At 60.0% G+C, this 19,261-nt stretch carries 17 protein-coding genes and 1 riboswitch; of the genes, 8 read left to right on the forward strand and 9 right to left on the reverse strand.

The window, feature by feature from the left end; translation table 11 throughout:
• Positions 1–18: 18 nt before the first annotated feature.
• The 7 genes from smc (at position 19) to L1P08_RS07610 (ending at position 7,891) form a co-directional block, all read left to right on the forward strand.
• A complete protein-coding gene (gene smc / locus L1P08_RS07580; protein ID WP_303619393.1) occupies positions 19–3,477 on the forward strand; it encodes a chromosome segregation protein SMC in 3,459 nt (1,152 codons plus the stop codon).
• 192 nt (positions 3,478–3,669) lie between these two features.
• Entirely contained in the window at positions 3,670–4,065 is a 396-nt protein-coding gene (locus tag L1P08_RS07585) for an AtpZ/AtpI family protein (RefSeq protein ID WP_303619394.1), read from the forward strand.
• 17 nt (positions 4,066–4,082) lie between these two features.
• Positions 4,083–4,850, forward strand: coding sequence for a F0F1 ATP synthase subunit A (locus L1P08_RS07590; protein ID WP_303619395.1), 768 nt, complete (start codon positions 4,083–4,085; stop codon positions 4,848–4,850).
• Between the two features lie 78 nt (positions 4,851–4,928).
• Positions 4,929–5,156 (forward strand): F0F1 ATP synthase subunit C, encoded by a 228-nt coding sequence (locus L1P08_RS07595; RefSeq protein ID WP_303619396.1) that lies wholly within the window; start codon positions 4,929–4,931, stop codon positions 5,154–5,156.
• 105 nt (positions 5,157–5,261) lie between these two features.
• The gene (locus L1P08_RS07600) at positions 5,262–5,894 is read left to right on the forward strand and encodes a F0F1 ATP synthase subunit B (protein WP_303619397.1); all 633 of its coding nucleotides are present in this window, start codon (positions 5,262–5,264) and stop codon (positions 5,892–5,894) included.
• The gene (locus tag L1P08_RS07605; protein WP_303619398.1) at positions 5,894–6,388 is read left to right on the forward strand and encodes a F0F1 ATP synthase subunit B family protein; all 495 of its coding nucleotides are present in this window, start codon (positions 5,894–5,896) and stop codon (positions 6,386–6,388) included. The genes L1P08_RS07600 and L1P08_RS07605 overlap by 1 nt, the downstream gene beginning before the upstream one ends.
• A 714-nt stretch (positions 6,389–7,102) precedes the next feature.
• On the forward strand, positions 7,103–7,891 hold the full coding sequence (locus L1P08_RS07610) for a class I SAM-dependent methyltransferase (RefSeq protein ID WP_303619399.1): 789 nt from the start codon (positions 7,103–7,105) through the stop codon (positions 7,889–7,891).
• Between the two features lie 46 nt (positions 7,892–7,937).
• On the opposite strand, the gene L1P08_RS07615 is transcribed toward L1P08_RS07610, so the two are convergent.
• From L1P08_RS07615 to L1P08_RS07650, 8 genes are all read right to left on the reverse strand, one after another.
• A complete protein-coding gene (locus L1P08_RS07615) occupies positions 7,938–8,738 on the reverse strand; it encodes a ribonuclease T2 family protein (RefSeq protein WP_303619400.1) in 801 nt (266 codons plus the stop codon).
• The gene (gene gcvPB, locus L1P08_RS07620; RefSeq protein WP_303619401.1) at positions 8,738–10,285 is read right to left on the reverse strand and encodes an aminomethyl-transferring glycine dehydrogenase subunit GcvPB; all 1,548 of its coding nucleotides are present in this window, start codon (positions 10,283–10,285) and stop codon (positions 8,738–8,740) included. Before gcvPB ends, L1P08_RS07615 begins: the two co-directional genes overlap by 1 nt.
• Complete coding sequence (gcvPA, locus tag L1P08_RS07625; RefSeq protein ID WP_303619402.1) at positions 10,282–11,625, reverse strand: aminomethyl-transferring glycine dehydrogenase subunit GcvPA; 1,344 nt, start codon at positions 11,623–11,625, stop codon at positions 10,282–10,284. Before gcvPA ends, gcvPB begins: the two co-directional genes overlap by 4 nt.
• Before the next feature lie 6 nt (positions 11,626–11,631).
• On the reverse strand, positions 11,632–11,997 hold the full coding sequence (gene gcvH / locus L1P08_RS07630) for a glycine cleavage system protein GcvH (RefSeq protein ID WP_303619403.1): 366 nt from the start codon (positions 11,995–11,997) through the stop codon (positions 11,632–11,634).
• A 29-nt stretch (positions 11,998–12,026) separates the two neighbouring features.
• Positions 12,027–13,166, reverse strand: a complete 1,140-nt coding sequence (gcvT, locus tag L1P08_RS07635; RefSeq protein ID WP_303619404.1) for a glycine cleavage system aminomethyltransferase GcvT — start codon at positions 13,164–13,166, stop codon at positions 12,027–12,029.
• 199 nt (positions 13,167–13,365) lie between these two features.
• Positions 13,366–13,485: riboswitch (glycine riboswitch) on the reverse strand.
• A gap of 78 nt (positions 13,486–13,563) precedes the next feature.
• The gene (locus L1P08_RS07640; RefSeq protein ID WP_303619405.1) at positions 13,564–14,178 is read right to left on the reverse strand and encodes a hypothetical protein; all 615 of its coding nucleotides are present in this window, start codon (positions 14,176–14,178) and stop codon (positions 13,564–13,566) included.
• Between the two features lie 27 nt (positions 14,179–14,205).
• Entirely contained in the window at positions 14,206–14,703 is a 498-nt protein-coding gene (locus L1P08_RS07645; protein WP_303619406.1) for a peroxiredoxin, read from the reverse strand.
• A 105-nt stretch (positions 14,704–14,808) separates the two neighbouring features.
• Positions 14,809–15,621, reverse strand: coding sequence for a protein-disulfide reductase DsbD domain-containing protein (locus tag L1P08_RS07650; RefSeq protein WP_303619407.1), 813 nt, complete (start codon positions 15,619–15,621; stop codon positions 14,809–14,811).
• Between the two features lie 135 nt (positions 15,622–15,756).
• Between L1P08_RS07650 and L1P08_RS07655 the strand changes: the two genes are divergently transcribed.
• Entirely contained in the window at positions 15,757–16,347 is a 591-nt protein-coding gene (locus L1P08_RS07655) for a YqgE/AlgH family protein (RefSeq protein WP_303619513.1), read from the forward strand.
• Positions 16,348–16,350: 3 nt separating this feature from the next.
• Here the strand turns inward: L1P08_RS07655 and L1P08_RS07660 are convergent, their stop codons facing one another.
• The gene (locus tag L1P08_RS07660) at positions 16,351–19,227 is read right to left on the reverse strand and encodes an EAL domain-containing protein (RefSeq protein WP_303619408.1); all 2,877 of its coding nucleotides are present in this window, start codon (positions 19,225–19,227) and stop codon (positions 16,351–16,353) included.
• Positions 19,228–19,261: the final 34 nt, after the last annotated feature.

Raw genomic sequence — 19,261 nt, forward strand, 5'->3', positions numbered from 1 at the left:
CCTTTCTGGAGGTGCGTGGTGAAATTCACGCGCCTCAAACTCACCGGTTTCAAAAGCTTTTGCGACCCGACGGACCTTTATCTCGAACCGGGATTGACGGGTGTCGTCGGGCCAAACGGCTGCGGCAAATCCAATCTTGTGGAAGCCCTGCGCTGGGTGATGGGCGAAAGCTCCTACAAGGCCATGCGCGCCTCGGGCATGGATGATGTGATTTTTTCCGGGTCGGGCAACAGGCCGGGGCGCAATACGGCCGAAGTCACTGTTGTTCTCGACAATACCGACCGCACGGCCCCCGCCGCCCTCAACAATGCCGACATTCTTGAAGTGACCCGCCGGATCGAGCGCGAGGCCGGTTCTGTTTACCGGGTCAATGGCCGCGAGGTGCGGGCCCGCGACGTTCAATTGCTGTTTGCCGACGCCTCGACCGGCGCGCATTCGCCCGCTTTGGTGCGGCAGGGACAGATCGGTGAGCTGATTGCCGCCAAACCGGTGCAACGCCGGGCGCTGCTTGAAGAGGCGGCCGGCATTTCCGGCCTGCATTCGCGCCGGCACGAGGCGGAATTGCGCTTGCGGGCGGCTGAACAGAACCTGGAGCGGGTTGACGATGTCATTGCCCAGGTGGAACAGCAACTTGAGACATTGAAGCGGCAGGCAAGGCTGGCCACCCGCTATCGCAATATTTCGGGCGACATCCGTCAGGCCGAGGCGACGCTTTATCACCTGCGCTGGGTGGCGGCGCGTTTTGCCGAAAAAGAGGCCGAAGCGCAGCAAGGCCGGCTGATCAACCAGCTAGCCGAGGCCACCCATGCCGAGCGGATGGCCGCAAAGGCGCTTGAAGCGGCCGATGAACGGGTGGAACCCCTGCGCAATGCCGAGGCATCTGCCGCTGCCGCCCTGCAACGGCTGACCATTTTGCGCAGCCAGCTCGAAGACGAGATGCGCCGGGCCAATGCCCGCCGCTCGGAACTGGAAGACCGGCAAAAACAGATTGCCGCTGACGCTGAACGCGAGCGGGCGCTGGTTGTGGAAGCAGAGGGGCTGATTGCCACCTATGCCGAGGAAACAGCGAGCCTTAACCGCGAAACCGCCGATGAACAGGAAGCCGCTGACACGGCACGGCAGGAATCGGAACAGGTGCGCGTGGCGTTGACAGAGGCGGAAGCCTTGTCGCGGGAGGCGGCTGACGCGCTGGCGCAATTGCGGGCGCGGCGCAACCAGGCCAGCCGGACCCTTGCCGATGCCGAGCAGCGCGTCGCCCGGCTCAGAGACCAGATCAAGGATGTGGACGCCGAGGCCACGGGCGTGCGCGCCAATCTGGAAGCCGATGAAGCGGTTGCGGAACGCACCGGCGCGCTTGAGGCCGCCAAACAGGCATCGGACGCGGCCGAGCAGGCCACCAATGCCGCCGAACAGGTTGTGGCCGAGCGCCAGACAGCGCTGGATGCGGCCCGCCCGGCGCTGGCGGAACTGGACACGCGCGTATCGGCGCTTGAATCCGAGGCGGCCACGCTGGCCCGGGTGCTCAATGTCGAGGGTGGCTCGCTCTGGCCACCCATCGTTGATGCGCTGAAAGTGACTGCCGGATATGAAACAGCGCTGGGTGCGGCGCTGGGCGATGATCTGGAAGCGGCGTCGGACAGTGGCGCGCCCCTTTATTGGGCTGAACCCGGCGCTGGCGCTGACGACGCGAAATTGCCGGACGGGGCCAGAGCGCTGGCAGACTTTGTGACCGGCCCTGCCCTTTTGAACCGCCGCCTCAACCAGATCGGGCTTGTGGACAAGGCTGACGGGCCAAAACTGATGCCGCTATTGAAGCCCGGCCAGCGCCTTGTCACCGCCGAGGGCGATCTTTGGCGCTGGGACGGGTTTGTTGCGGCAGCGGATGCACCCACGGCGGCGGCCCAACGGCTGAGCCAGCGTAACCGGCTGGCGGAACTGGATACCGAAATCACCGCTGCACGTGATGCCCGCGAAAAACTGAAAGCGGAGGCTGATGCGCTGTTGGCCGCCCTTGATGCGGCAAAGCAGGATGAGCGCGTGGCGCGTGACGGATGGCGGGAAGCGCAGCGGGCGATTGCCACGGCCCAGACCGGCCTTGATGTGGCGCAGAAGGCCTTGAGCCAACTCACCTCGCGCAAGAGCGCCCTTGAAGAAGCCAAGACGCGGCTGACCGCCAGCCTTGCGGAAGCGGAAGCAGCGGAGGCCGAGGCCCGCACGGGGCTTGCGGAAACCGGCGATGAAACCGGGGCGCAGGCCCATGCGGAAGCCCAGCAGGCCGCGCTTGTGGCCCTGCGCGACAAGGCCGAACAGGCGCGGGTTAAACTGGGTGGATATGAAAATGCCGCCCGCTTGCGCGAAAGCCGGCTGCGCCAGATACAAAACGATGTTGCCAGCTGGGAGCGGCGCAAATCGGGCGCTGCCGCGCAGCTGGAGACGCTTGAGAAACGCCAGGCTGAAATCGGCGCGCAATTGAAAGCGCTTGATGCGACGCCGGACAGTTTTGCGGCCAAGCGCACGACGCTGGACGAGGACATTGAGGCGGCAACTGCCGACCACAAGGCGGCAGCGGACCGGATGGCTGAAGCGCAAACCAGCTACAGGGAAACCGACAAGGCGGCGCGCGCCATGATCGAAGCGCTGTCAAAGGCGCGCGAAGAGCTGGCCCGTGTGGAAGAGCGGATGAAGGGCTTTATTGCCCAGCGCCAGCAGATTGAACGCAGCGTTGAAGAGAACCTTTCCATTCCGGCCAGCAAAACCGCCGAAGTGGGCGGCATTCGCGCTGACGCGCCGCTGCCGAATGAAGAGCAGGTTGAGCGCAAGCTGGAGCGGCTGAAATCGGAACGCGAACGGCTGGGCGGGGTCAACCTGGGTGCCGAGCGCGAATCGGAAGAGGTGAAGGAAAAGCTGGAAACCATGATCACCGACCGCGACGACCTGATCGCGGCGATTGCCAAATTGCGCAGTGGCATTTCCAGCCTGAACCGGGAAGGCCGGGCCCGGCTGACCGAGGCCTTTGAAAAGGTCAATGGGCATTTCCAGGAGCTTTTCACGTCATTGTTTGGCGGGGGCACCGCCGAACTTACCTTTGTGGAGAGCGATGACCCGCTGGAAGCGGGCCTTGAAATCATCGCGCGCCCGCCGGGCAAGAAGCCGCAGACCATGACCCTGTTGTCGGGCGGCGAGCAGGCGCTGACCGCGCTCAGCCTGATTTTTGCGGTATTTCTGACCAATCCGGCACCGATCTGCGTACTCGACGAAGTGGATGCGCCGCTGGACGATGCCAATGTGGAGCGGTTCTGCAACCTGCTCGACAGCATGCGCAGCCGCACCGAGACCCGGTTTATGGTCATCACCCATAATCCGATCAGCATGAGCCGGGTGGACCGGCTTTATGGTGTGACAATGGCTGAACGCGGGGTCAGCCAGCTGGTTTCGGTGGACCTGAAAACCGCTCAGGAAGTGGTCGAGGCGGTGTGAGAATCTCTCCCCTTGGCGCGCCATGAGTGTGGACTCGTTGCCGCAGGCTGAATGGCAGACGAAATGTCATTATAATTCAATACCTTATGATACATAAGCATTGCTTGACACCTCCGAATGCTGACACTATGGTGCGCGCGACTTTGAGGGGCAGCCTCATCATGCAAGATGGTCGAACAGGATAGTAGGGTGATGGCGATGCCGCGCAATGCAAATGGTTCGACCGGCGGCAACGGTCGCTCGGAGACCTCGGATTTGGCACAACGTATTGCCAAGGCCCGCGGTCTGGGTCCAAATGGCACGAAAGTGTCGTCGGGGTCCAAGCAAGGAGACCTGCAAGGCCTCGGCCGCGCAGCACGCCTTGGAACCGAGTTCATTGCTGCGGTGCTGGTTGGCGCGGGGATTGGCTATGGCCTTGATCTGCTGCTAAACACCACACCCTGGCTGATGCTGGTGATGCTTCTTGTGGGCTTTAGCGCTGGCATCTTGAATGTTGTACGCGCTGCAGCGCAAATGAATGCGGCGAATCCCGCCCCGCTCAATGCGGACCTCGGTCCTCATGAGTATGACGAAGACGAGTTGAACTGAGGCAAGGGCCGTTAAACGTGGCAGACCCGAACAAAGTCGATCCAATCCATCAATTTGGTATTGAGACTCTTTTCTCTTTTGGCGGTGGTGACGGTGGTTCGCTGATTGCGTTCACCAATTCCTCGCTGTTCATGGTGCTGACGGTTGTCGTCATCGCCGGCTATCTCATTCTGTCGACCCGAGGTCGCGGCCTTGTGCCGAACCGGGCGCAGGTTTTGTCCGAGATGCTCTATGAATTCGTCGCCAATATGGTGCGCGATTCTGCGGGTACCGAGGGGATGAAGTTCTTCCCCTTCGTGTTCTCGCTGTTCATGTTCGTTCTGGTGGCCAACCTGTTCGGCATGGTGCCGTTCTTCTTCGCCGTTACCAGCCATATCATTGTCACCTTCGCGCTGGCGCTGCTGGTGATTTCGGTGGTCCTTGTTTACGGGTTCATGCGCAACGGGCTTGGTTTCTTCAAGCTTTTCGTGCCTGCTGGTGTCCCCGGCTATGTTCTGCCCATCGTGGTGCCGATCGAGATCATCTCGTTCCTGTCGCGCCCGATCTCTCTCAGCGTGCGTTTGTTCGCCAATATCCTTGCGGGACACATCACGCTTAAAGTGTTTGCCGGCTTCATCTTCACGATGGGTTCGCTCGGCTTTCTCGGTTTCCTCGGTGCTGCCTTGCCGCTGTTCATGACAGTGGCGCTGACAGCGCTCGAGTTTCTGGTTGCCGCATTGCAGGCCTATGTGTTTGCAGTGCTGACGGCAATGTATCTCAATGATGCGATCCATCCGTCACATTAGGGTTTAACGAAATTCGCGGCGGTCAAAACAGTCCGTCGTGTAAAAGCAACAACGCTTTATCTTTGAAAGGAACATGTCATGGAAGCAGAAGCTGCAAAACTGATTGGTGCCGGTATCGCCTGTATAGGTCTCGCTGGTGCAGCAATGGGTGTGGGTAACATCTTCGGCAACTTCCTGTCGGGTGCCCTGCGCAACCCCTCCGCCGCACAGAGCCAGTTCGGCAACCTGATCTTTGGCTTCGCTGTTACTGAAGCTTTGGGCATCTTCTCGTTCCTGATCGCCCTTCTGCTTCTGTTCGCCGTCTAATTCAGGCTTACTGAAATCGCGACGGCGGCCGGGGCCAAAAGCCATGGCTGCCGTTGATTTGTCTGGCACCTGCCAGACGAGCATTGACCCAATGGGTGTTTGATCATGACCGGTACACTGGTGGCTCAGGAAAATGCCGTGGAGCATGCCCTCGAGGAGCTCGAACAATCGAGTGAAGTCGATGGCGTATTGCACCATACGCAAGAGGGAACTCTTGCTCATGGTGGTGAGGACGCACATTCGTCCGCATTCCCGCCATTTGACAGCAGCACATTCGGATCACAGCTGTTGTGGCTGGCCATTGCTTTCGGCCTTCTCTATGTGCTGATGAGCCGTGTCGCCCTGCCCCGTATCGGCGAGATTCTTGAAGTCCGGCGCGACCGGATTGAAGGCGATCTGGCTGAAGCCGAGCGTATGCGTCAAAAGACCGATCAGGCTTTGGCCGATTATGAGAAAGCCCTGGCTGATGCCAAGGCCAAGTCTCAAGGCATTGCCGAGGCAACCCGCAGCAAGGTGAAAACCGAGCTCGATGCCAAGCGCACCAAGGTGGAAGCCGATCTTTCCAAAAAGATGAGCGAAGCCGAAACGCGGATTCAGGCAACCAAGGCTGAAGCCATGGGCAATGTCGGCGAGATTGCTGTCGATACTGCACAGGCTCTGGTCGCCCAGCTTTTGGGCAAGGTGCCGGTAAAGTCCGCACGCGACGCTGTCGCCAAAGTGGTTAAGGAGCAAGCATAATGGGTTGGGATGCAACAACCTGGGCCTCGGTCTGGGTCTTCATTTCGCTGATCCTGTTTCTGGCTCTGATGGTGTATTTCGGCTTGCCGAAAATGATCGCCAAGTCACTGGACGACAAGATTGCCAAGATCGGCAATGACCTTGATGAAGCCAAGCGCCTGCGCGAAGAAGCACAGGCCTTGCTGGCGGAATATGAGCGCAAGCGCAAGGATGCCGAGAGCGAAGCGGCAGACATCATCACCGCCGCCCAGGAAGAAGCCGAGCGCATTGCCGAGGAAGCCAATGCATCGCTGGAAGACCTGATCTCCCGCCGCACCAAGGCTGTGGAAGATAAGATCGCCCAGGCCGAAGCACAGGCGATTGGCGAAGTGCGGGCACGTTCTGCCGATGTCGCCGTGGAAGCGGCGCGGGCTATCCTTGCCGACCAGATGACGGCCAAGGGCGACGCGCTTGTTGACCAGGCCATCAAAGATGTGGCTGCCAAGCTCAACTGATCCTTTTGTAAATGCTGAAGTTTAAAAACGGGCCGCAAGGCCCGTTTTTTATTGGTAAAACCTGATTCTTGCTCTCGGCTTCTGGTGGTGGGTGGTGTCTCAGTTTGAAGTCCCGATAGTTTAACACCCCTATCGAAACCATCGCCGAATTCCTATATGCTGAGCGGCATGGATAACCCAGAACGAATTCACCAAATACTGACTGAACACACACCAAAGCCGTTGTGCGATGATTGCCTTGCCGGGATGGCCGAAATATCGCCACGCCAGCAAGTGAATGTTATCGCTAGATCGCTTGGCCTCACAACGGACTTCTCACGTGCGCATGGCAGATGCCTAGAATGCGGTGACGACAAACTAGTTACAAGGTCACTTCGATATGCCGACCGGACCTAGGGGGGCGACGCTAAAGGACGGCAGCTTCTGAAGGCGACCGCCAACGTGGATTTAAGATTTCAAACTGAGATACCACTCTGCTTCTCCGGTCGTTGCGCAGCGTGCCTTCAGTCGCTAAAAATATCTCATGTGTGCTTTTTTCTATATTCGCATTCGCGCGCTCTAGGCGCGATGCCAGTCCGTTGACAGGGTTTGTTGATCGCCAGTATGGCGAGCAGATTTGTTTGCGCGGGATCCGGTACATCTAGACTGCAGGTCCTCTCCCGAAATCGGCATCGCTCTTTTGACGCAGTTGAACGCGTTTAATGAGAACACATAATGTCACGCAAATTTACTGCGCCCCGTTCCAGCTCAACGAGCTGGGATGCGGTAGCTGACTGGTATGCCGGATGGGTTGGTCCTGATGGCAGCAAATATCACCGCACCCTTGCCATCCCCTTGCTCTTGTCACTGCTTGATGGGCAAGACGACATGCAGGTTGCCGATCTGGGCTGCGGGCCGGGCATCCTCGCCCCCCATATTGCCCGGGCCGGGGGACGCCTGACAGGAATTGACCTGTCGCCAAAACTGATCGCCCTTGCCCGGCGCCATCATGGTCAGCATGGCCGGTTTCTGGTTGGGGACGTGACCAGGCTGACGGCCATGCCCGCATTGAAACCCGCCAGCTTCGATGTTGCGACGTTTCTGCTGTCGCTTCAGGATATTGATCCGCTGGCGGCGGCACTGAAATCGGCGGCGTGGCTGATCAAGCCCGGTGGCCGGCTGGCCATCGTCATGCTGCACCCCTGCTTTCGCATTCCCCGCCAAAGCGGCTGGGGATGGGACGAGAAGCGCGCTTTGCAATACCGGCGGCTCGACACCTATCTATCGCAGCTGGCGGTGCCCATGCAGGCCTATGGCGGGCAGCGGCAAGGCACCACGCGCAGCTATCACCGGCCCCTTGGCGTTTATGCGGCGGCATTGAAGGATGCCGGATTTATCATTTCGGATATCCGCGAGGTCACCGACAGCACCATCACGGCCGGCACCAAGGCCGCAAGGCGGGCGGTAGGCGAGTTTCCGCTTTTTCTGGGACTGGCGGCCCACCGGGTGGCTGCCGATAAATAGAGACATCGGCAAACGGCGCGGGCCCCCTCAAGGGCCCGCGTTTCATCTATTGCAGGCCGACCGTATCGATGACGCCTGAAGGGCACCCAGTGGCGCGAGGTGAGGCTGCAAGAATGGCGGCACCGAGCGGGGCACCGGCCCCGACTTTGCCTTCAAGCCCAATCCGCAGTTCGGCGATCAGGGTGCGATCCCCGTCCCTGACGCAGTCAATTCCGACGCGGGCACCGGCGCCCTTGCCAAAGACATCATCAAAGGTGGCGCGGATTTCGGCAGCGGTGAGCGACTGGCCCTTGCTGGCATCAAACAGGGTGCGCACAGGGGTGGCATTCAAACCGTCCATCAGCGCCAATGAAGTTGCGTAATAATCTTCCGCTGTGCTGTTGGCGCAGGTGCCGTGCTTTATCCATTCATGCCGGTCGAGCTGGGACTGGGTGCCGGGCATGATCGTATTCAGACGGTCGCGTGTGGTGGGCGACAATTCCGGCTGTTCCAGATCCTGCCAGCGCCCGGCCTTGTCCATTTGCACTTCGTCATCGCTGACGCCGCAATAAAGGCTGTCCGGGCCCTCGGGCCAAAGACCGTGCAGGGAGAAATTTTCGGCGTCGAAGCGGGCCGCGGTCTGGCTTTCGCATTCGCGCTTTTCCGGGCGGGTTTCGCAAAAGGCGGGCTGCCAGTTGACCGCCAGCGTGAATGTTCCCTCCAGACCATTCCCCAGATAGGCCTGTGTTGTTGGCTGCTGGCCGGCCTGTTCCTCATTGCTGGGGAAAAGCGTGGGCCAGAGCACCATGGCGATGGCGCCGGCCAGCAGAATGCCGATGACCGGTGCCGCCATTTTCCGTTTGCGCATTACTCTGCAGCTTCCTGTTCTGCGACCGGAGCCACCCATTTGAGCATCGGGCTGCGGGCCGCGCGGGTTTCATCGAGACGCCGCCGGGGCGCTTTCATTGGCGCGGCGGTGAAACGGGTGAGATTGCCCGCTTTGGCGTCCGCTGCCAATTCCAGCATGGTATCGCAGAATTTGTCGAGGGTTTGTTTTGATTCCGATTCTGTGGGCTCAATCAGCATGGCCCCATGCACGACCAGGGGAAAATACATGGTCATGGGGTGGAAACCCTCATCGATCATCGCCTTGGCGAAATCGAGCGTGCTGACGCCGCTGCCCTCAAGGAAGCTGTCATCGAACAGCGCTTCATGCATGCAGGGCTGACCGCCGAACGGGGCGGAGAACACCTTTTCGAGCCGCGCCTTGATGTAATTGGCATTGAGCACCGCATCTTTGGCCCCTTGGGCCAGCCCGTCACCGCCATGGGAGAGCATGAAGCTCAACGCACGGGTGAACATGCCCATCTGGCCATGAAAGGCCGTGAGGCGGCCAAAACTTTGCGTGCCTTCGCCATGTTCGACCAGAACCCGGCTGTTCCCGTCCTTGCGGACGAAGGGAATGGGCGCGAAGGGCGCAAGCGCCTCGGAGAGCACCACAGGCCCCGCACCCGGCCCACCGCCGCCATGGGGCGTCGAGAAGGTCTTGTGCAGGTTGATATGCATGGCATCAATGCCGAGATCACCCGGGCGGACGACGCCCATGATGGCGTTGAAATTGGCCCCGTCACAATAAAAGAAGGCGCCCGCGTCATGTACAGCCTGGGCGATTTCGATCACTTCGGGCTCAAACAGGCCGCAGGTGTTCGGATTGGTCAGCATGATCGCGGCCACATCGGGGCCGAGCGCGGCAATCACCGCACTGGCGTCCACGGTGCCATTGGCATTGGCGGGAATGGATTTGACGCTATAGCCGAGAAAGGCGGCGGTTGCCGGATTGGTGCCATGGGCGCTTTCGGGCACCAGAACCACTTTACGATGGCCCTCGCCCCGCGCCTCCTGCGCCGCCTTGATGGCCATCATGCCGCAAAGCTCGCCATGGGCACCGGCTTTCGGGCTCATGGCCACGGCTGAGGTATTGGTCAGTACCATCAGCCAGTCGGCCAGCTCGTCGATCAGTTCGAGCGCGCCCTGCACGGTGGAGACCGGCTGCAGGGGATGAATATCGGCAAAGCCGGGCAGACGCGCCAGTTTTTCATTAAGGCGCGGATTATGCTTCATGGTGCAGGAACCAAGCGGGTACATGCCGCTATCAATCGACATGTTGAGCCGGGACAGGCGCACATAATGGCGCATGGCCTCCGGTTCGGTCAGGCCGGGCAGATCGAGCGGGCTCTTGCGGGCATGATTGCCAAGGCGGGTGCCGGTGATTTCCACATCGGGCAGATCGACGCCGGAATGATCTGTATCGCCGATTTCAAACAGCAATGGCTCGTCGGGCAGAAGCGCTGCGCCGGTGGCGGTGACAGCATCATTTGTGGGGGCGGTGGGGCGGCCCTGATTATTCATGCTCATGCCAGCACCTCTTTCAATCCAGCTACCAGAGCTGCGATGTCACCATCGCTGGTGAGTTCCGTTGCGGCGAGCACCAGCAGATTATCAAGCTCGGGCTTGCCCGGCTCCAGCCGGGAGACCGGCACGCCGGCGATGATGTTTTTGGCGACCAGTGCTTCGACAACTGCCGCCGCGGGTTTGGAGAGGCGCAGGGTCATTTCGTTGAAGAAGGTGTCGTTGAGCAATTCGACGCCGGGGATCTCCTCCAGCGCGTCGGCCAGGGCACAGGCTCTAGCATGGTTGAGGCGGGCAAGTTTTGTCAGCCCGGCCTCGCCCAGAAGCGACATGTGGATGGAAAAGGCGAGCGCACAAAGGCCGGAATTGGTGCAGATATTGGATGTCGCTTTTTCGCGGCGGATATGCTGCTCGCGGGTGGAAAGCGTCAAAACGAAACCGCGCTTGCCTTCCGCATCAACCGTTTCACCACAAAGCCGGCCCGGCATCTGGCGGATGAATTTGTCCCGCGTAGCCATCAGCCCCACATAGGGGCCGCCGAAATTGAGCGCATTGCCGATGGACTGGCCTTCGGCGACGACAATATCGGCCCCCAGCGCACCGGGGGCTTCGATCAGGCCGAGGGCCACCGCTTCGGTGACAACAACGATCAACAGCGCGCCCTTGGCGTGGGCGGCTTCGGCCAGCGATTTGACATCGCGCAGATGACCATAAAAATCGGGGGTCTGGATGACGATGGCGGCAGTTGCGTCGTCGACCTCGGCGGTGATACCGCCCTGCCCTTCGGGGCTGGCCTCAAGACAGACAAGATGTTCGCCTTCGCCCATATAAGTGCGCACCACATCGCGATAATGGGGGTGGATGCCGCCGGAGAGAATGATCTTGTTGCGCCTTGTCAGGCGGCAAGCCATCAGCACCGCTTCGGCAGTGGCGGTGGAGCCGTCATACATGGAGGCATTGGCCACATCCATGCCGGTGAGATTGGCGACCTGGGTCTGGAACTCGAACAGCATTTGCAGCGTGCCCTGGGAAATCTCGGGCTGGTACGGCGTGTAGGCGGTAAGAAATTCGGAACGCTGAATCAGGTGATCAACGCTCGCCGGCACGTGATGGCGATAGGCACCGGCACCGACAAAAAACGGGCCGTCCCCCGCCGCACGGTTTTTGCCCGAAAGGGCGTGCATATGGTTTTCGACCATATATTCGGGCTGATGCCCCGGCAGGTTGAGACTTTCCGTTTGCAGCGCTGCGCGCGGCACGGCAGCAAACAGGTCTTCAACGGTTTTCGCGCCGATCACGCCGAGCATTTCGGCGCGTTCGGCATCGCTGTGCGGCAGATATCGCATGCAGAATTACCCTTGAGCGGTGTGTGAGGCGTAGGCGGTGGCATCCATCAGATCGTCGAGTTCTCCGGCGTCACTAACGGACAGCTTGAAAATCCAGCCATTGCCTTCAGGATCGGAATTAACAAGACCGGGATCGCCATTCAGCGCTTCATTGACCTCGGTGACGGTGCCCGATACGGGCGCATAGATTTCTGATGCGGCCTTGACCGATTCAACAACAGCGGCTTCGTCGCCTTTTTTGAGCGCGGTGCCGACGGCGGGCAGTTCGACAAAAACGATGTCGCCGAGCTGTTCTTGCGCAAAGGTGGAGATACCGACTGTGCCAGCGTTACCCTCGGTACGGATATATTCGTGATCGGTGGAAAATTTCATGGTTTGGATCTCTCCAGTGGGAATGGAAATCAGGAAAGCGTGCGCACATAGCGCTGCGGGACAAAGGGCATTTTGGTGATGGTGCCGGTGACCGGCTTGCCGCGCACCATGGCGGTGACTGGGTTGCCCAGGGCTGCAACCGATGCGGGCAGATAGGCCATGGCAATCGGGGCTTCGAGACTGGGCGAGAAGCCGCCGGATGTGACATGGCCATGGGGCTTGCCATCTGCATCCACCAGTTCCGCGCCCTCGCGCACCGGCAGGCGGCCATCAAAACGAATGCCGACGCGGCGCATGGCCGGGCCATCTTCGAGAACTTTCAGAACGGTGTCCGCGCCGGGGAAACCGCCCTCGGTGCGCCGGCGCTTGCCGATGGCGAAAAAGATGCCGGCGGTGACCGGATCAATGTCTGCATTCATGTCGTGGCCATAAAGGCAAAGCCCGGCTTCAAGACGCAGGCTGTCGCGGGCGCCAAGGCCAGCGGGTTCCAGTTCCGGTTCGGCCAGCAGCAGTTCGGCGATTTGCTTGGCATGGGCATTGGCGACAGAAATTTCAAACCCGTCCTCGCCCGTGTAACCGGCGCGCGAGACATGGCAATAAAAGCCGGCAATGGTTGCCGGGCCGGCCTGCATGAAGGTAAGTTTTTGTGTGATATCGCTGTGGCGGGCCAGCGCATCAACGGCCTTTGGCCCCTGAATGGCGATCAGCGCCCGGTCATCATGCAGGGCGAAATTGAGCTTGTCGCCCAAAGCGGCCTGCATGAGCTTCATGTCGTTATGTTTGGTTGCCGCGTTGACGACGATAAACAGGATGCCATCGGGCGCCTGGCCCTCGGCAGGGCGGGTGACGATCAGATCATCCTCAATGCCGCCCTTGTCGTTGAGCAGGACCGTGTAGCGCATTTCGCCGGGCTTGAGGGAGAGCAATTCGCCGGGCAGGATGGTTTCAAGCGCTGCCGCCGTTGTGGCGTGGTCAGGGCCGGTGACGGTGACCTGGCCCATATGCGAGACATCGAACAGGCTGGCGCTCTGACGGGTCTGGAGATGTTCGGCGACGATGCCTTTATACTGGACCGGCAGCGCATAGCCGCCAAAACCGACCATGCGGCCGCCCAAGGCGGTGTGCAGATCGAATAATGGCGTTTTCAGAAGGTTGTCGGTTTCCACCATTTCACCTCAGGTTTGGCACACAGGGGCGCTGGGCATTTGCCAATGCCTTGCACGCCCCCTCTGTCCTACAACCTGAGAGATTTCCCGCTTTCGTCCGGCACTTGCCAAACGCCTGCGGCTACTCCGTCGGTGGGATGTCCGGGGGAATTGCAGAAGGAGACGATCCCTCCGCGGCCCGGCATCCGCTTTCCAGAGTTCTGGTTCGATTGCGGTCCTTTTGCCTGAGAGTTTCCGGGGCGGTTGCTCCTTCGGCGTTGGGATGGTTTTGATGATTGCCCCCAAAAGGCGGCACCAGCCCAATCTCTCCCGCAGTCATGGGCACCATGGTTCAGAATCGAAAGGGCGTCAATCCGAACCGGATCAACGCCCTGAAATTCACGGGATTATCTGCCTGAAATCAGGAGCGCGGGTCGAAACCCACCCAAATCGTGATGTCCTCGCCGCCGACATAGGGAATGGCGACATTCTCGACGACCTTGACGAATTCTTCCGACTGGTTCGGCGGTGTCACCTGAACCGGGATGTCATATTTCTCGGAGAAGATGGCCTGCTGATCGCGCTCAACTGCGAAGCGCAGCGGCAGGGTGAAATCCTTCTGCTCGCCAGCGGGGCCCAGCAGCAAGCGGCCGACAACACCCATTTTGACGGTGATCAGGCCGTTGGAGACGACGCAATTGCGCGACTGTTTGTCGATAACAGCCTGGAATTGCAGCTCCCGCGGGTCGCCAATCTTCTTGTTCGCGTAGGAGAAAACGGATTCGCCGCCATTGCGCACCTTGATCGGCGGGCATTCGGTTGCGATGGCGGGCAAGGCGCTGGGGGCCGCTTGGGCAATCGCTGCCTGGCTGGTGGCCGCATCGGCCAGATTATTATTGGTGGCACCGGTGATCGAGGGGTCACCGCCGCCCATGAAAGACCCCATGCCGCAGCCCGAAAGCGCGCCGGCAACGGCCAGTATTCCTACAACACGGATCGCGCGGCGCATGCCCTGTCCCCCGAAAGCGATTTTCATCTGCCCCAACTCCTTACGCATAACTTTTTAGGACGGCATTGATTCAAGAAATTCAACGATAGCGGGTGCGCCCGAGGAAGTCACCTGCCCTGGTTGATCTTCGGTAAACACCGCCTCGACAATCCCGTCTTTTATCACCAGCGCGGAGCGGATGGCGCGTGTGCCCATGCCGCCGCCACTCATGTCCTTGTCGAGACCGAGCGCCTTTGTCAGGGTGGCATTGCCATCGGCGATGAATTCAACAACACCCAATGCCTCTGAGGCATCGGCCCAGGCACTGACCACATGATGATCATTGACGGTCATGCAGATGATGCGGTTGACACCCTTGGTGCGCAGGGCTTCGCCCGCGCTGACATAGCCGGGCAGATGATTATTGTGGCAGGTGGGGGTGAAGGCGCCCGGCACTGTGAACAGGATCACGCGGCCATCGCCAAAGATGGTGGCGCTGTCGCCGTCAATAACACCGCTCTTGTTCACCAGTTTCACCGCTACAGATGGAATGGCGTCGCCTTGCTGGATCATGCCCGAACCTTGTTTATTCAGATGTGCGGATCACACGGCGCGACCCTCTGGATTTGTCATAAAGACCGTGTCATTCCGGCATGTGGGCCGAAATCGCAAAAGACCTCAGCGATCGCGCATCCTGACGATACGGGAGACCTCAAAGGCACCATTTTCAGTCAGGAATGTGAGCCGAACGGGTTGACCTTGCAAGCCCTCTCCTGCCCTCTTTCCCAGCAATTCGAAGCTGACTAACCCCGCTTCGGGGCTTTTTTGCGGCATGGAAAACAGCAAACCTGGATCGCCATTATCAATGATGACGCTTTGCGGATCGACCTGAGCGGTATCGATGGCGACATCGAGGCGGCGGCTTACCGGATCGATGATGACATCGCCGATAATGGTTGCATCGCCGGCCCATGGTGCCGGGACATCGGCGAGTGCCTGCTGAATGCGCAAGCCCTGTCGCCTGTCCGGCCTGGCCGGGTTAATCGTCAGTGCCAGTTCCGCACGAACGGGTACGCAGATCTGATCGCAGACGCCGAGCATGACATTGGCGGTGACCTCAGCGGCACCGGAACCGACGGTGAGCGCCACGGGCAATAGGGTCTCGCCCTTATAGACAAAATCGACAAAACCGTGCTCAATCTGGCGCAACGGGTAAGGCCAGACGATTTCGCCGCTTTCAACATTGGTTGAACCGGCCAGATCAAGCTGGGCGGGGATCCCTGTTTCCCCGGGAATGCGCCAATAGGTCTTGGTCGCTGCGGGCATATCCAGCTCAATCGCCGCCATGGTCTTGCCGTTGACCACAAGGTCGTTGGAAATCAGGCGCATGCGTGTGTCAGGCGCAACCTCGACCCACGGGCTTTCGGCAGCGTGGGCGGCGGGACAGGCCGCGAGAACAAGCGCGGCTATGGGCAAAAATCTTTTCATCATGTCCTTGGCTAGCGCATTGTCCGGCATTCTCAAAGTCGCGTTTGATCAGGCCTTCGTGATCTTACAGCTTTTGCATAAGAAGCATATTGGCGGTTATGATAGATTGAATGAAAGCCAAGCGAGGACAAAAAAATGATGACCTCTCTTAAAGGACAGTTTCTCATCGCCATGCCCGGGATGATGGATGCGCGCTTTCGTGATGCCGTGGTTTACCTGGTCGCCCACGGCGAGGAAGGGGCAATGGGCATCGTCATCAACCAGAGCCTGCCGGACATGCATTTCACCGAAATTCTGGAAGAGATGAATCTCGGCCATCCGGACGAATATATAAAGCTACCGCCGGAAGTGCGCGACCGGGCGGTGCTGAGCGGTGGCCCGGTGGAACGCGGGCGCGGATTTGTGCTGCATTCGCCGGACTATTTCGGTGAAGACAATACGGTGATTGTCACCGATGACGTGTGCCTGACCGCGAGCATTGACGTGCTCAAGGCGATTTCTTATGGCCCCGGACCAGAGAATGCGTTGTTTGCGCTTGGCTATTGCGGCTGGAGTGCGGGACAGCTTGAGGATGAAATAATGGCCAATGGCTGGCTGACGGCACCGCAATCGGTCAGGCTGCTGTTTGAAGAGCCTATCGACAACCGTTATGACGCGGCCCTGTCCACATTGAGCCGGGATGGCAGTGTCAACCGCGCCAGCCTCAGCTCCACATTCGGCACGGCTTGACGATCAGGTAAACTGGCTTGCCAGCCGGCGACGGAACTCGTCGCCGGTCATTGCCGCACCAAAGGCAAACCCCTGGGCGTGGCGGCAATTGAGATGGCGCAGGCGCTCCACCTCATCGTCGGTTTCTGCCCCCTCGGCAATCACCATCATGGACAGTTCGGCTGCCAGCGAGATGACCGCGCGCATGATGGGCACCTGGGTATGAGCGAGGCCGGCCTGTTCGCTGATCTGGACGAATGGCGCCGGGATTTTGACCGTATCGAAGGGGAAACGGTGCAGATAGGAGAGCGAGGAATAGCCCGTGCCAAAATCATCAAGCGCCAGCCTGAGGCCCATGGATTTCAGGCTCTGGAGCACATAGGCGGCGTGCTCGGGATTGCTCATGACCTGGCTTTCGGTCACCTCAAGCTTGAGATGCTTGATGACCTGCATGTGCTGGGAGACGAGCGATTTCATGTCCGAGAGCATGTTCTCGGTGGCGAGCTGGCGCGGTGACAGGTTGACCGAGACAAAAAATTCATCGCTGAGCGGGAAAGCGCGACGCCAGGATTCAGCCTGGTTGGCGGCCTGTTCGAAAGCCAATCGCCCGATTTTGGTGATATGGCCGGTACGCTCGGCCAAGGGGATGAATTCGTCCGGGCTGACCGAACCGCGCGTTGCGTGGTTCCAGCGCATCAGCGCTTCGGCACCGGCGATCTGGTTGGTGTGAATATCCATGATCGGCTGGAACTCAACCTGGAGTTCACCCTGACGCAAGGCGCGGGCCAGATCTTCTTCCGTGGCGCGGGAATAGGCGGTGATGGAGCGGGCCGAGGCGCGATAGGCCTCGATACGGTCGCCGCCATGGCGCTTGGCGTAATACATGGCCAATTCCGCATCGCGCAGCACATCGAGCGCTGTGGCGCTGGAATTGTCGAAAATGGTGATGCCGATGGAAACGGTCATCGTCAGGTCGCGGTCGCCGAAATTGAAAGGCGCGCGCAGGGCCTTGCGGATTTGTTCTGCCACTTCGGCGATCTTGCCAACGCCATGCTCTGCCGAAAGGATCACGGCAAACTGGTCGCTATTGATGCGTGACACCGTATCGAGCGGGCGCAGGACGCGGGCAATGCGGCGCGACGCCGCCAGCAATACGGAATCGGACGCGGTAAGGCCGACGCGCTCATTGAGTTCGGCGAATTTGTCGATATCAATGAGGAACACGGCCGGTTTGGAACCGCCATTGGTGCGCGAGCGCACCAGCGCCCTGTCGAGCCGGTCGAGGAACAATTCCTTGTTGGGCAGCCCTGTCAGGCTGTCCGTGACAGAATCATGCAAGAGCCGCTCGCGGGCGGCGCGTTCGTCGGAAATGTCCTGCAAAGTGCCCACGATACGGGTAACCTGCCCGTCACCGCCCAGAACCGGTTTCACCCGCATGCGGAACCAGCGGTGGCTGCCATCCTGATTGGCGATACGCACATCGGTGTTGACCTTGCCCCGGCGCATTTCCACCAATGTGTCGAGGGCGGCGCGGAACTTGTCGCGGTCTTCGGGATGGATACGGTCGAGCCAGCGCTTGATGGCACCGCGCAGGGCCCCGCGCCGTTCGCCGAGGCGCTGGGAGAGTTCTTCGGAGACGTTGACGCGATCGCGATCGATATTCCAATCGAAAACGAAATCGCCGCTGCCGGTGAGCGCCATGGCGCGCCGCTCGACCTCGGACAAGGTGCCCACCGAGACCTGCCCTTCAGAAAAGGCGTGCTGCACGGCGGTAAAGCCGATCAGCATGACAATCAGCATCAGGCCGCCGGCAACGGCGGGCTGGGCAATGTCATTGGAAACCTGACCGGTGACAACCATCCAGCCATAGAACAACCAGGCGAGATAAATGATCCATGTCGGCACCAGCAGCACGGCGCGATCATAGCCACGCAGTGCCAGCAAAACGACGAGAAACAGCCCTGTCAGCCCCAGCAGCACCAGCACCACGCGGGCAATGGTTGCGGCAATGGCCGGCTGGAAAAAGGCCACACCGAACAGGATGAGGAACACCCCGGCCAGCGCCATGGCCAGATGCACGAAGCGCAAATGCCAGCGATGCAGATTGAGATAGATGAACAGGAAGCCGAACAGTGTGGTCGCAAGCCCCGCCTCCGCTGCGGCGCGGAAAGGCTGCATTGAGCCGTTACCAATCCCCAGAAGGCGGCCCATGATGCCGAAATCGATCAAAAGATAGATCAGCACCGCCCAGGCAAAAGCGGCGGTTGCCGGGAACACGCCCCGGCCCTTGACCACAAACATGATGGTGAGGAACAGCGCCGCCAGACTGGCGACACCGAGCACCGTGCCGCGAAACAGCGTGAACGAGTTGACATAATCGCGATACGCATCGGGCTTCCAGAGGTAAAGCTCGGGCAGACTGCCTTCACTCAACTCGGCAATAAAGGTGACTGTCGCGCCCGGATCGAGGGTGATGCCGAAAACATCAGCTTCCGCGTCGCTTGTGCGTTCGGGCCGCAGCCCCTGGCTGACGGTGATGACCGAAACCCGTTCCGCACCCAGATCCGGCGCGATAACACCGGATCCCGGCAGGCGGAAGAACGGGGCGACCAGCAGGCGCTCAAGCTGCACATCGGTATCATTGCGCAGGGCAAACAGGGCCCATTTCGGGTTGGTGCCATCTTCGGACGCCAGCACTTCGATGCGGCGGATAATGCCATCTTCGCTTGGTGCGGTGCTGAGCTGGATACGCCCGTTCTCGCCGGGGAAAACATCGACCCCTGCCCGCAGGTTGATGGCATTCACATCTTCGGGAACCGAAATGACCTCGAAGGCGGCAGCCGGCAAGGCGCTGGTCAACGCGCACAGGAAACACATCGCAAAGGCAAGAAGATAGCGCATATAGGTCCGGGATTTCCCGCTGTTCACTGACAAG

The organism is Mariluticola halotolerans, assembly GCF_021611515.1.
In the GTDB taxonomy this organism is placed as follows: Bacteria; Pseudomonadota; Alphaproteobacteria; order Rhizobiales; family Devosiaceae; genus Mariluticola; species Mariluticola halotolerans.